Origin of the sequence: Vibrio qingdaonensis (genome assembly GCF_026191675.1) — a bacterium.
Classification (GTDB): Bacteria; Pseudomonadota; Gammaproteobacteria; order Enterobacterales; family Vibrionaceae; genus Vibrio; species Vibrio qingdaonensis.
Window position 1 is genome coordinate 23,473 of the sequence record NZ_JAKRRY010000031.1, and the last position, 14,170, is coordinate 37,642.

At 44.8% G+C, this 14,170-nt stretch carries 11 protein-coding genes; 2 read left to right on the forward strand and 9 right to left on the reverse strand.

The annotated features are described in order from the left end of the window. Positions 1–22 precede the first annotated feature (22 nt). Positions 23–1,525 carry a glucose-6-phosphate dehydrogenase gene (gene zwf / locus MD535_RS19075; RefSeq protein WP_265676657.1) on the reverse strand — a complete coding sequence of 501 codons (1,503 nt, stop codon included), beginning with the start codon at positions 1,523–1,525 and terminating at the stop codon, positions 23–25. A gap of 328 nt (positions 1,526–1,853) precedes the next feature. Here zwf and MD535_RS19080 point away from each other — a divergent pair, with 328 nt between their 5' ends. Continuing rightward, positions 1,854–3,224, forward strand: a complete 1,371-nt coding sequence (locus MD535_RS19080) for an L-serine ammonia-lyase (RefSeq protein ID WP_265676658.1) — start codon at positions 1,854–1,856, stop codon at positions 3,222–3,224. Between the two features lie 78 nt (positions 3,225–3,302). On the opposite strand, the gene MD535_RS19085 is transcribed toward MD535_RS19080, so the two are convergent. From MD535_RS19085 to MD535_RS19110, 6 genes are all read right to left on the reverse strand, one after another. After that, on the reverse strand, positions 3,303–5,021 hold the full coding sequence (locus tag MD535_RS19085; protein WP_265676659.1) for an ABC transporter substrate-binding protein: 1,719 nt from the start codon (positions 5,019–5,021) through the stop codon (positions 3,303–3,305). A 248-nt stretch (positions 5,022–5,269) separates the two neighbouring features. Beyond that, on the reverse strand, positions 5,270–5,542 hold the full coding sequence (locus tag MD535_RS19090; protein ID WP_265676691.1) for a DUF2160 domain-containing protein: 273 nt from the start codon (positions 5,540–5,542) through the stop codon (positions 5,270–5,272). Between the two features lie 13 nt (positions 5,543–5,555). Further along, on the reverse strand, positions 5,556–6,374 hold the full coding sequence (locus tag MD535_RS19095) for a carbohydrate ABC transporter permease (protein WP_265676660.1): 819 nt from the start codon (positions 6,372–6,374) through the stop codon (positions 5,556–5,558). 11 nt (positions 6,375–6,385) lie between these two features. Continuing rightward, a complete protein-coding gene (locus tag MD535_RS19100; RefSeq protein ID WP_265676661.1) occupies positions 6,386–7,249 on the reverse strand; it encodes a carbohydrate ABC transporter permease in 864 nt (287 codons plus the stop codon). Beyond that, positions 7,246–8,349: an ABC transporter ATP-binding protein gene (locus tag MD535_RS19105; RefSeq protein ID WP_265676662.1), complete on the reverse strand. Its 1,104-nt coding sequence runs from the start codon at positions 8,347–8,349 to the stop codon at positions 7,246–7,248. Before MD535_RS19105 ends, MD535_RS19100 begins: the two co-directional genes overlap by 4 nt. A 2-nt stretch (positions 8,350–8,351) precedes the next feature. After that, a complete protein-coding gene (locus MD535_RS19110) occupies positions 8,352–9,443 on the reverse strand; it encodes an ABC transporter ATP-binding protein (RefSeq protein WP_265676663.1) in 1,092 nt (363 codons plus the stop codon). A gap of 315 nt (positions 9,444–9,758) precedes the next feature. Here MD535_RS19110 and MD535_RS19115 point away from each other — a divergent pair, with 315 nt between their 5' ends. Then, complete coding sequence (locus tag MD535_RS19115) at positions 9,759–11,603, forward strand: sigma-54-dependent Fis family transcriptional regulator (RefSeq protein WP_265676664.1); 1,845 nt, start codon at positions 9,759–9,761, stop codon at positions 11,601–11,603. A gap of 70 nt (positions 11,604–11,673) precedes the next feature. Here the strand turns inward: MD535_RS19115 and MD535_RS19120 are convergent, their stop codons facing one another. After that, positions 11,674–12,696: a YcjF family protein gene (locus MD535_RS19120; RefSeq protein WP_265676665.1), complete on the reverse strand. Its 1,023-nt coding sequence runs from the start codon at positions 12,694–12,696 to the stop codon at positions 11,674–11,676. Beyond that, the gene (locus MD535_RS19125; RefSeq protein WP_265676666.1) at positions 12,693–14,066 is read right to left on the reverse strand and encodes a YcjX family GTP-binding protein; all 1,374 of its coding nucleotides are present in this window, start codon (positions 14,064–14,066) and stop codon (positions 12,693–12,695) included. Before MD535_RS19125 ends, MD535_RS19120 begins: the two co-directional genes overlap by 4 nt. Between the last annotated feature and the right edge of the window lie 104 nt (positions 14,067–14,170).

Consider the following 14,170-nt stretch of genomic DNA (forward strand, 5'->3'; position numbering starts at 1 on the left):
TGATCGTTAATTTTATTTAAGTTTACAGCTCACAATAGTCTGTGTCTGTGAGGTTTTTACATGGGAAGCGCCAAGCTCGGCCGTCGTCATGCAATAACTTGTCGCACTCTTTTGGTCCCCAAGTGCCACATGCATAGCCATACAACGCTTGCGGTCCCTGCTTATAATCTAAGATTGGCTGAACAAACTCCCAGCATGCTTCTACGGCATCGCTGCGGGCAAATAGCGTGGCATCACCATTCAGCGCATCCAACAATAAACGTTCGTATGCGGTTAGCATCTGAGTCTCTTGCAATGAAGCGTAGTGGAAATTCATCTTCACTTCTTTGGCGTTAAACCCAGCACCGGGCTCTTTCAAGCCAAAACTCATTTGAATGCCTTCATCTGGCTGAATACGAATAATGAGCTTGTTTTCAGGTGCATTTTTGCCAAAAACAGGATGTGGTGTTTGTTTGAAGTGAATCACGACTTCAGTCACACGTGTAGGCAAACGCTTACCAGACCGAACGTAAAATGGCACACCATTCCAACGCCAGTTGTCGATAAACATTTTAAGGCCCACGTACGTTTCCGTTCTTGAATCGTCCGCGACGCCATGTTCGTCTCGGTAACTCGGTAGAAACTGTCCGCGTACATTGGACTCGGTATACTGCCCTAGTACGAGGTTGTCGCGTAAGTCATCATCAGATAACGGACGAAGACACTGCAGCACTTTTACTACTTCATTACGAATAGCATCGGCATTGATTTGCGCTGGCGACTCCATGCCCACCATTGCTAAAACTTGCAACAAGTGGTTTTGGAACATGTCACGAACTGCGCCAGAACCGTCGTAGTAACCACCACGTTCTTCTACACCAAGGAACTCAGCGCCAGTGATTTCGACATAATCCACATACTGATGGTTCCAAAGTGGTTCAAACATCGCATTCGAGAAACGCAAAACCAGCAGGTTTTGAACCGTTTCTTTACCTAAGTAGTGGTCGATACGGTAGATTTGATGCTCTTGGAAATGCTCATGAATCTCTTTATCTAATTTACGAGCAGAAGCAAGATCGTAGCCAAATGGTTTTTCGATAATAAGACGCTTCCAGCCATCCGCTTCACTGTTAAGACCGTGAGCCGCTAGACTTGCAGGAATAATGCTGTAAAGGCTTGGCGGTGTCGCCAAATAGAAGAGCGTATTACGTTGTTCAAAACCATACTGGTTGGCAACGTCATCAAGACGGGTTGCCAGTTTTGCGTAATCTTGAGTATCCGATGTATCAATCGCTTGATAATGAAGGTGGTTGCAGAATGCTTCTAGTGTTTCCGGTTCCGTTTTCTCCATTTCTTGCAATGACTTTTTAAGCTTTTCTCTATAAGACTCGTCACTGTATTTTGTGCGGCTTACACCAAGAATAGCGAATGATTTTGGCAGCTGTTTGCTGGCAAACAAATGGTAAAGTGCAGGGATCAACTTACGGTAAGTCAGATCACCTGAAGCACCAAAAATAACGATGCTGCTGTTTTCAGGGATTACCATCTTTTTTCCTTAGACAATGGGGGCAATTGTTTAGCGGACGCAATGTTAACAGCGTGCTAGACAAAAAGAAAATAACTTTTACCTATCCAAATAATAGGCAAATTCACTCAATTTATGACATCTGACCACTAGACCGCAAACGTTTCACTCACCATATAAAACTGAACTCATTAGAAACAGCACATTCCATGCGACTTAAGGGCTCTGGCTAGAGGAAAATCAAACCGTTGCCAAAATTTACAAACAAATAATAATAAAATCCAAATTTTAACAATATAATAGAAAGGTCAATCGACGAATAGCTATAAGAAACAGTGAGACAGTCAATATGCTTTCAATTTTCGAAATCTACAAAATCGGCGTCGGCCCCTCAAGTTCCCATACCAATGGGCCTATGATCGCCGGATATGAATTTACTCAACTACTTACGTCTGCGCTAGACAGCGTCGATCGAATTCAAGTCGATTTATATGGTTCGCTTTCGCTCACTGGCATTGGTCATCATACCGACCGCGCAACTATCCTCGGATTATTGGGTAACAAACCTGACACTATTAAAATCACCAGTGCCAATGAAGCGATGCGCGCCGCGATTAAAGAAGGTAAACTGGCGCTGTCTGGTGAACATAATATCAATTTCAACTTCAAGAAAGACATTATCTTCCACGAAGAGAACCTGCCATTACATGAAAATGGCATGACTATTTCAGCTTTTGATGCCGACGGAAACCGCCTGGCTTTCGAAACCTACTATTCCATTGGTGGCGGATTTATCGCGACCGAGGACGAACTAAAATTCGGCAAAAAAACCCAAACAACAGAGGTTGAGTTTCCGTTTTCTAGTGCGGATGAGATGCTTGAAAAAGCAGAGAAAAGTGGCATGAGCTTAGGCGGCTTCATTCTTCGTAATGAGGTGTCATTCACGAGTATGGAAGACATCGACGCCAAAGCAGAACAAATCTGGCGTGTCATGATGCGTTGCATGGAGCGTGGCTTTGAAACCGAAGGAATCTTAGACGGTGGTCTTAATGTCACTCGTCGTGCGCCGAATCTACTGAAAAAATTAGAAGCCAATGCGGCCATAGAAAATGACCCAATGGAAATCCTAGACTGGATTAACCTGTTTGCGTTTGCGGTAAGCGAAGAAAACGCGGCGGGTGGACAAGTGGTCACCTCCCCGACCAATGGTGCCGCGGGTGTAATTCCGGCGGTATTGATGTATTACCATCGCTTTATTAAAGAGCTCGACACAAAACAGTTGAAAGACTTTCTTGCCGTCTCTGGTGCTATCGGTATTTTGTACAAGACCAATGCCTCAATCTCTGGTGCTGAAGTGGGTTGTCAAGGCGAAGTCGGTGTTTCATCGTCCATGGCTGCTGCAGGCTTAACCGCACTTCGTGGCGGCAGTAACGAGCAAATCTGTATTGCGGCAGAAATTGCCATGGAGCACTCACTTGGCATGACCTGTGACCCAATTGGCGGTTTGGTTCAAGTGCCATGTATCGAACGAAATGCGATGGGTGCAATGAAAGCAATCAACGCCTCTCGCATGGCACTAAAGCGCACCAGCAAATGCCTTATCTCGCTAGATAAAGTGATCGAGACGATGTACCAAACAGGAAAAGACATGCATAAGAAATATCGTGAAACGTCACAAGGGGGACTTGCGCTTATTCACCTTGCACCGCCGTGCGAGTAGTGTTTTGTTGACATAGGTAAAAATAAGAAAGGCGGCCCATAACCTGGCCGCCTTTTTCAGAACATATTGTGAGTCATACTACTTAGCAATCAGATCTTGATACGCAATCGTCTTACCTTGTGGCTTCTCATTGGCCAATTTAGCTTTCGGAGATCCCGGTTGCGCTAACCAATATTCTCTGCCTTTTTTCTCATTGAGTTTAGGACCACACTCTCCCTGTACGCCGCTACGCTCTAAACGTTTGAGCACTTTATCTTGCGCTGCTGCGAGTCCATCTAACGCTTGCTGAGGCGTTTTCTCGCCACTTGCCGCTTCAGAAACATATTGCCACCAAAGTTGCGCCAGTTTCGGATAATCAGGAACGTTAGTTCCAGTAGGCGTCCATTGCTTGCGCGCATCGCTGCGATAGAACTCAACGAGACCACCTAGCTTCGGTGCAGCATCTGTCATGGCTTGTGAGTTAATATCCGACTCACGAATTGGCGTTAACCCCACTAATGTTTTCTTTAAGCTCACTGACTTCGACACCACAAACTGAGCATACAACCACGCCGCTTGACGGCGATCAAGTGGTGTACTGTTCAAGAACGTCCAAGAGCCCGCATCTTGGTAGCCCAATTTCATCCCCTCTTCCCAGTATGGTCCTTTGGGAGAAGGTGCCATGCGCCATTTCGGTGTCCCATCTTCATTGACAACTGGTAGCCCTGGTTTGGTCATATCAGCCGTAAATGCGGTATACCAAAATATTTGCTGCGCGATGGACCCCTGAGCAGGTACTGGGCCAGCTTCACCGAAGGTCATACCTTGAGCTTCTGGTGGCGCGTACTGCTTCAGCCAATCTACGTATTTTGTCGTAGCATAAACGGCAGCAGGGCCATTGGTTGCGCCACCTCGAGCCACATCCGACCCAACAGGGCTACACCCTTCCAATCGAATACCCCACTCATCCACTGGTAAGCCATTAGGTAGCCCTTTGTCACCTGCGCCTGCCATTGAGAACCACGAGTCGGTAAAGCGCCAGCCTAATGATGGATCTTTTTTTCCATAATCCATGTGTCCGTATACGCGCTCCCCATCGATCATTTTAACTTTTTCACTGAAGAACTCAGCGATGTCTTCATAAGCAGACCAATTCAACGGCACTCCTAACTCATAGCCATATATCTCTTTGAATTTGGCTTTGAGATCTTCGCGTTCAAACCAATCGGCACGGAACCAATAAAGGTTAGCAAATTGTTGATCCGGCAATTGATAGATTTTGCCATCAGGCCCGGTAGTAAAGTCGATGCCAATAAAGTCAGGGAGATCGAGGTACGGGTTAGTCACACTTTTGCCTTCACCCGCAATAAAGTCCGAAATAGGAACCACTTTGCCATAGCGAACATGAGTACCAATCAAGTCCGAATCATTAATATAACCATCATAGATATTTCGATCCGTTTGCATCTGGGTCTGCAATTTTTCGACCACATCCCCTTCCTGAATCAAGTCGTGATTAACCTTAATTCCGGTAATTTCATAGAAAGCCTTCGCCAGCACTTTCGCTTCATATTCATGAGTGGTGATCGTTTCTGAAGCAACATTAATTTCCATTCCTTGAAACGGTTTTGCAGCATCAATAAACCATTGCATTTCTTTAGTTTGCTCATCAGTACTTAGCGTTGATGGCGTAAACTCTTCATCCATCCACTTCTTCGCTGCCGCCATATCTGCATAAGCCTTTGGTGACAACGCCGCAAACATTAATGACAATGAGATGCACGTGGCGAGATAAGGTTTATTTATATCCTTTTTCATTATTATTTTACTCCGTTTTTGAGTGTTTACGTTACAACTTACTACGCAATTAATGGACACAGTTCCAATCACCTTTCTATAAACGTTGTGCCTGTGTCGGTTATTACAGCATTAGCAGCACCGTCAGTTGGCGATGCAGATAATTTCAGTTAAACTTATTTGTTAAAATATTCATTCCTATTGGTCATTAGCCATCTCATTTTTTATCTAGACAATAACGAATGACTAATTTCATGAAATGAATTTATTCACCCCCATTTCAATACCGTGCTCAGCCACAAAATCGAAATTGAAAATGGAACCCAAATAGACAGTTCGGTTGCGCCGATAAATCCTAAATGAATATAAGCGGCGCTGAGTAGTCCAATAAAAAGCCTGTCTCCTCGAGTGGTACTGATCGGCAAAAATCCTTTTCTTTCAATACAGGGTGATTTCACTTCCAGTATTGTCATCGTTAATAGAATCGACGCTATCCCTAAAAAAAACATCGCTGATGGTGTTGTCCATGCCATCCAATTCATCATACTTCTCCTGTTAAACTCGACCCAATGCAAACCCTTTCGCCACATGGTTTCGTACAAACCAAATTACAAGTATTCCGGGTAAAATCGTTAGTACGCCAGCGGCAGCCAACACTCCCCAGTCAATGCCCGAAGCACTGACCGTTCTCGTCATAACAGCAGAGATTGGCTTTGCATCCACCGACGTTAATGTCCGAGCCAACAGCAGTTCGACCCAGCTAAACATAAAGCAGAAAAATGCCGTCACACCAATCCCAGAGCGAATCATTGGTAAGAATATTTTCGCGAAAAATTTGGGGAAACTATAGCCATCAATATAGGCGGTCTCATCAATTTCTCTTGGGACCCCAGACATGAAGCCTTCCAATATCCACACAGCAAGAGGGACATTAAATAAACAATGAGCTAGCGCTACTGCAATATGCGTGTCAAACAACCCTACCGAAGAATACAGCTGAAAGAAGGGCAACAAAAACACGGCAGGTGGTGCCATCCTGTTAGTTAATAGCCAAAAGAATAAGTGCTTATCACCAATGAATTTATAACGTGAGAATGCATAGGCTGCAGGTAACGCGACGAGCAGTGTAATACACATATTCATCACTACGTAGATAACGGAATTCACATAACCCATATACCAAGTAGGGTCAGAAAATATCGTCGTGTAGTTGTTAAACGTCCACGCCTCTGGCCAAAAACTCAAACCACCCAATATTTCTTGATTTTCTTTGAATGACATATTAAGCAACCAATAGATCGGCAGCATTAAGCACACAATATAAAATGACAGCCCCACTATTTGTGTATATCGCGTATATTTAGATTTAGTCATTGTACCTTCCTTTATTTGTTTTCACCGTGCGTCATTGCGGTATAAAACAACCAACTGACCAGCAATATAATTAAGAAGTAAATAATAGAGAATGCCGCGGCGGGCCCAATATCAAATTGACCAATGGCCATCTGTGTGAGCGTTTGGCTTAGAAACGTCGTCGAGTTACCCGGCCCCCCACCGGTAAGAACAAACGGCTCGGTATAGATCATAAAACTGTCCATAAAGCGAATTAGGACACCGATAAGCAAGACGCTCTTCAGCTTAGGCAGTTGAATATAACGTATGATTGACCATGTTGACGCTCTATCGATATTGGCCGCTTGATAGTAAGCATCTGGAATGGCTCTTAGCCCCGAGTAACACAACAGCGCAATCAATGAAGTCCAGTGCCAAACGTCCATTAAGATAACCGTCAGCCATGCGTCAATAGGGTTACCCGCATAGTTGTAGTTAATCCCTAGGTTGTTGAGCGACCAACCTAACAGCCCAATATCAGCCCGTCCAAAGATCTGCCAAATGGTGCCCACCACATTGAGCGGAATCAACAACGGCACGGCGAGAATTATCAAACAAAATGCCGACCACTTCCCTTTTGTTGGCATCGTCAATGCCACAATAATTCCGAGCGGAACTTCAATTAATAACACCGTAAAGGTAAACCCGAACTGCCTCAATAGCGCCCCATGTAAGCGTTCATCATTGAGCATTTCACGGTACCACTCTGTACCAACAAAATACGCCGTATGAGCATCAAAAATATCCTGTAGTGAGTAGTTCACCACGGTCATTAAAGGAACAATGGCGCTAAAGGCCACCAAAACAAATACTGGGAGTACCAGAAACCAAGCCTTATTGTTCGTTACCTTATTCATTGGTTTTCTCCTACCTTCACCAAATATTCGTTCACGTACAACATGGTCCATTGCTCTGGAAAACTGATGTAAGCAATGTCTTTCGGGACCAACTGATCTTCTTGAAGACGTGCTTTTATTTGCTGCGTTCCAAGCTTAAGTGTCAGAATTTTATACGTACCTAAATCTTCAACATGCTCCACACGAGAGACCAGCGCACTCGGTGTTTCCTTTTCCCATACGTGTACAAATTCGGGCCGAATGCCGATCTTAATGTTGTCGCTGGCCGTTTCGGCAATAACCTCTCGGAATCCTTTTGATAGCGGTATCTCAACATTGTCAAATGACACGCCATGCTGTGTTGGCTCTACCGACATCAAGTTCATGCCTGGGCTACCAATAAAATAGCCAACAAACGTGTGGTTAGGTCGCTCAAACAAGTCCCTTGGCGTCCCAAATTGCACGATTTTTCCGTCGTACATCACTGCGATTTCATCAGCGAATGTCGAAGCTTCTAATTGATCGTGTGTTACATAGACCATGGTGATGTTGAACTGTTGATGGATCTGCTTGAGCTTACGACGCAGCTTCCATTTTAATTGCGGGTCGATCACGGTGAGAGGTTCGTCGAACAAAATCGCGGACACATCATCACGTACCAGGCCTCGTCCCATTGATACTTTTTGCTTTTCATCCGCCGTTAAGTGCTGCGCTTTTTTTGACAACACATTTGTTAGCTCAAGAATGTCTGCAATTTCCGTAACCTTAGAGTGAATTTTGGCCTTGTGAACCTTCATATTCTTCAGCGGAAAGGCCAAATTTTCATAGACGGTCATGGTGTCGTAGATAACTGGGAACTGAAAAACCTGAGCAATATTTCTATCTTGTGGGCGCAATTCATTGACTTTTAGGTCATCAAACAAGACTTCCCCCTGTGAAGGGCTCATCAATCCGGAGATGATGTTTAGAAGCGTGGATTTACCGCAACCAGACGGCCCCAGTAGCGCATAAGCTCCCCCTTTCTTCCAAACATGATTCATTTCTTGAATGGCATAGGTCGAATTAGCATCTGGCGATTTATCGTAGGTATGAGCGAGTGATTTGAGCGTAATTTGCACCATGGTTATCGTCCTCGCACATCATTGATAGGCGCATGAATGAGCTTCTCATCCATGCCGAATACGTAGAATTTGTGAATGGGAATATAGATCTTGATCGTTTCATCCACTTCATAGCTGTGCACCCCGGCCAAATGAAGCACTAAATCAAAATGCATGTTACGCACGTGTAAAAAAGTTTCAGAGCCACTAATCTCAGCCACTTCAACTTGAACCGTCAGCTCAACATCATCATCATTTTTCGGCAATAAACTGAGATGACTCGGTCTGATACCAAAGTTGTAGCGATCTTTAGGTAACAGGCTAAGCGACTGGTTAAGCGCAAAATGGGCGCTCTGATCAAACGTAACTTCACTGTCCGTCACATCTCCAGGCAATAAGTTTATGGGAGGCTCACTAAACAACGTGGCGGAGACGATGTTATCTGGTTGATGGTAGACCTGCGGTGTGATGCCGGTTTGTACGACACTTCCTTCATGCAATATTGTGGTCGTCCCGCCTAATGCAAGCGCTTCATTAGGTTCTGTTGTGGCATAAATGGCAATGGTGTGGCGCGTCTTGAATAACTCTCTCATTTCCTGTCGCAACTCTTCACGCAACTTATAGTCCAAGTTGACAAGCGGCTCATCAAACAAAATGATTTCTGCGTCTTTAACCAACGCCCGCGCCATCGCAGTACGTTGCTGCTGGCCACCCGATAGTGCTAAGGGATGTTTGTTTAAGTGCTCAGTAATACGCAGCATCTCAGCGGTCGCATGAACGCGCTCTTGAATATCTTTCTTTGGCGTTCCGGCTAATCGTAGCGGTGAGGCGATATTTTCGAATACCGTTAAATTGGGGTAGTTAATAAATTGCTGATAGACCATAGAGATGTTTCTGTCGCGAACTGACACCCCAGTGACATCCACACCGTTCACCTCAATTCTTCCCGACGTGGGTTGATCCAAACCCGCAATAAGACGCATTAGCGAAGTTTTTCCTGCTAACGTACGTCCCAACAGAACATTAAACGACCCGGGTTCAAACGTAAGGTTGATATTGGAGATATGAGTTTCTCCATCAACAATTTTGCTTACCTGCTCAAGTGTTAGCGACACGAGTAACTCCTACATTCCCAAACAATAACTTTCGATATTGCTCAATAATGCGAGAGTTGTGCCAACAAATTAAATTAGTAACATAAATATTACATTTGTAGATACAAGCCATTGAAGAGTAATAGAATAAATTACTAAGACACTGTTGTTACTCAAATTTACCCACTGTTTATTTTCTTGATCCAAGTAACAATTGTTAACATTTTGTGTTCAGAGTGTTCACTGGAATGATATGTTGTTTGAGCAATTAGTGAACATTTTTGTTCGCATACGAACCTTTAGTGTTTCCACTCTAAAAATGGCGTAAGTAATGGCATGGACAATATTCACAAAACAATCATAGAGAAATCATGGCGACGATGCCGCGAAGCGGGGCTTTCCCATTCCAGTACGCCCATCATTGAAATGACAACCGGGCAGCCTTTTTCGCACATTGAAGAACAAAGTGCCAGTTTGATTCATACCACTCAGCAAAAAGTGCTGCCGTTTTATGACAGTCTGCTCGCCAACAGCAATTGCTTGATCTCGCTCGCCAACCCTAAAGGTCAAGTACTCAACAGCTGGGGGGAACAACATTTTTTTAGTCGTCAGCAACCGAATGTCTTTAAAAATGGCGTACACTGGAAAGAAAGTCTAATAGGAACAAATGCAATAGGAACGGCGTTACAAACAGGCTCTGTTGTGCAAGTTTTTAGAGATGAGCATTTTCTCGCGTCCAATCGCTTTATGGCAGGATCGGCCGCGCCGTTATTTGATGCCGATCGTCGGCTCACCGGGGTATTGTCCATTTCAAGTGATGCGTATATGCCGACAGCCCATACATTAGGTATGGTCAAACTGATGTCTCAAGCCATCGAAAACCAGCTCATTGCCAGCCGCTTCCAACATGATCACTACTTATTTTGGTTCAATTCATCCCCCGACAATATTGATAGTCAATGGTCTTCATTACTTGTGTTCAACGAGGATGGCATTATCGTTTCAGCGAATCGCAGAGCCGAAGTCGTATTAGGTAAAAACCTTGCCCTGCAGCGATTTGAGCAAATTTTTGATGCTAAACTGAATCATGTCATGTCACATCCTGCTTTTACGCCGTTTCCGGTCTCATCGCTGAGTCAATCTCGGGTGTTCGCCATTGTGCTTCCTCCTACGCAGCCAAAAGCTCGACGACTTGATTACCGAACCAGCACTCCTACACCACCACAAACGACCACCGATGCGCCTCTTGATCTCGCTGGAATCAATATGGGCGATCCCCGATTGGCTAAAGCAATCAGTCAGGCAAGCCGAATTCTGCATACTGACATTCCGATATTGATTCATGGGGAGACAGGCGTTGGTAAAGAGGTGTTTGTGAATGCCCTCCATCAGTCCAGCGCACGAAAAAATGCACCTTTGATTGCGGTTAACTGCGCAGCGATACCCTCTGAACTGGTGGAGTCTGAATTATTTGGGTACGAAAAAGGGGCATTTACTGGCGCGCATACGCAAGGCTATATTGGTCTTATTAGAAAAGCCGACAAAGGCACATTGTTTCTAGATGAGCTCGGTGATATGCCGATGAATGTCCAAGCGAGGTTATTACGGGTCTTGCAAGAAAGACAGGTCACACCTTTAGGTTCCACGTCTTCTTACCCAGTTGATTTTAAACTTGTTTCGGCAACCAACCGTCATCTTAAACTGGATGTGGACCAAGGTACTTTTCGACAAGATTTATACTATCGAGTCACCGGGTTAAATATCACCATCCCACCATTGAGAGAACGCACTGACAAAGAAGCCGTGATCGCCTTCCTACTGCGCAGGTACTCGCTCTCTGAGTCCTTACCCCGCTTAAGTTTTGATGTATTGGCACTATTTAAAGCACATCCATGGCCCGGCAATATACGACAAATGGTGAGTGTGATTCAGATTGCAGTGGCGATGTCAGATACTGATACCATTACGATAGAGCACCTTCCCGATGATTTTTTAAGTGATTTGGAGCCGTCTCTCATCTCTTCTCCTGAACGTATTATTCCGCAAACACTAGACAGCCCGCCTGATGATTGGCTATCAGTGTATGAGGCGCAAGGGCGGAACATTTCCGCGACGGCAAAGGTTTTAAACGTCAGTAGGAATACTATGTATAAGCGGTTACGCGAACACGGTATTCGTTAACGATCCCCCAAATTGGGCTCAGGGGATCCATTAGATTTGTGGCAGTGTTACTACCAAAGAGATAGGTTCACTATGATGTGAGTTTTTCTTTTAGACGAGATATCACAGAGGTTTTAATAGTACTCAACCTTGGTTTGTCTTGTTCTGGAAACGGTATTGGCCGCATTAACGCCATCGTTTTAAGCCCTAATCGAGCCGTGATCAACCCCACACCAATGCCTTGTCCCGCCCTAGCTGAGAGCTTCTCTGCGATATTTAACGACAAAAGATCAGCACTCGATTCAATCGCAAGCTCACTCGCACCAGCCAGTGCAATATTCACTAGCACCAATTTAAACAGCTTTAAACGAGACCAATAACCCAACTCGACGCCATAAACCGCAGATAACTGATCAATCATTCTAAAGTTTCGCCATGCTATCAATAACATGTCGGCAATGGCCAATGGGCTTAACGCCACCAATAATGCCGCTTCTCCCGATAACTTAGAGACGGTTGTCAGCGCTTGTTTGTCCTGTTCCTTTATCACCATAGATTGATACATGTTGAGTATTTCAGCATCGCTATGTGCACTATGAACACTGTTTTTCCAACGGTCAAACGCTGGGTGCTCTGGTTGAATACCCGCTTCTTGAGCCAGTTTCTGGCAGAAGGCTTGTCCTTGTCCCACACCATCATTGTCAATAATTGCTTCTGCTTGTTCTTGAGCAGAGAAATGATCTTTCAGTTTTCTAAGTTTGTACAACTCTTTGCCGAAAGCTCCAATTCCTAAAGCGGCGATGGCTGTCACTAACCCAGACCAGCCCAGCGATAGCCAGTCACCGGTATTGATTGCAGTTACGACATTATCAACTGCTTGCCATCCAACGAGCCCAGTAAATACGATCAGCAATGAGCTTGCCAACCATCCTTTCTTACCGCTCCCTTTGACGACTTGTTCTAATTCTTTATCTTCCAAGTCATCGGATAGTTCCGGAACCGAAGGAACAAAGGTGTCTTGTGCCTCAAATAACGCCTGACTATTCACCTCTAAAGACTTATCAAGTGTCGGTTCATCTTCGGCGAAAACTTTCCGCCCTTTTATGTCATTCATCGAAGTTTATCTCCAATTAAATACTGCAATGCTTTATCTATTCGTATATGGCGACAAGGGGTATCCGGGTCGTGCTCAAGAGGCCTAAATGCCGTAAATTCAAATCGATTATTTTGCCAATACTCTGGTTTTGGCAGCTTTGCTGGTACATCCCCCGGATAAAGCGTCATCGGGTCGCCTGCCAATGTTGTCCCTCGCAGTGCTGGCATATTTTCGGTACTTTTCCCGACAAACCCCGCCTCTGTCGCGAGGATGGACGCCACACTCATACAACTCATGTCGATGTTTTCAAAGGCCGTTTCTTGCCAAGCGGGATGAACCATCTGCTGCAACAAACTGACTAAGTTATTATGCTGCTCGGGTGTGACATGATCAGCTTTCGTGGCAGCAAACAAGATTTTGTCAATTCGAGACGAAAACACACGACGAAGCAAATTGCTCTGTCCATAGCGAAAGCTCTTCATAATTTGTTGCAACGCACCTTTCATATCGTGAAAGGCTTCTGAACTTGCCATGAGAGGCTGCAGGCAATCCACCAGCACAATCTGACGATCAAAGGTAGAAAAGTGGTTCTTATAGAACTGTTTCACTACTTTGGTTTGATACTCTTCATAACGACGTTTGAGCATGGCATAACCACTTGTCTTTACCACTTTCTCTGACGGCGCATGACAAGGAAAAAACTGCAATACTGGTGCACCTTTTAACTCACCCGGCAGAACAAAACGTCCTGGTTGTACCCAATGAAGTCCGCGTGCTTTGCACGTGTATAAGTATTGAGTAAAGCTATCAGCAATGTCAGCGATGACCTTTTCGTTCTCTTCGCCATTCGCGTCAAACTGATCAAGCGTTGTCAGCCAATCTTGCGCACATTCACGACGAATCCCAGTAAGATTGTCAAACTGTAGCTCACTCCACTGCTCAAACGTAAGATCGAGTAACGGTAGGTCTAGTAACCACTCGCCAGGATAATCAATAACATCAATATAAAGTGTCGATGTTTTGCTCACTAGCCGTTTTGCCCCTTTAGCGGGCTTGTACTTAACCGCTAAACGTATCTCACTCACATCACGTGTTGGCTCCGGCCAACTAGGCGGCGTCGAGAGCAATTGACTCACAGCCTCGTCATAAGCGAAGCGAGGAACCATTAAGTTAGATTGAGGGACACGCTTTGCGCCGATCAATCGTCCGTCTCGCGCGCAATCAAGTAACGGCAAATTGTCATGAGTCGACGTGTGAAGTAATTGGTTAACTAACGAAGTAATGAACGCGGTTTTCCCCGCGCGAGACAAACCGGTAACCGCAACTCTTACATGAGAGTCCATACTGCGGTGTAAAAGATCGGATACTTCTTGACCTATTCGGCTCATTCAACGAACTCCAAATAAATAACGAGGTGACAGTATGTACTATACGAGATTAACGAAACATGAACAAAAAACCCCTGAAATTATTCAGAGGTTTTCGTCATAGT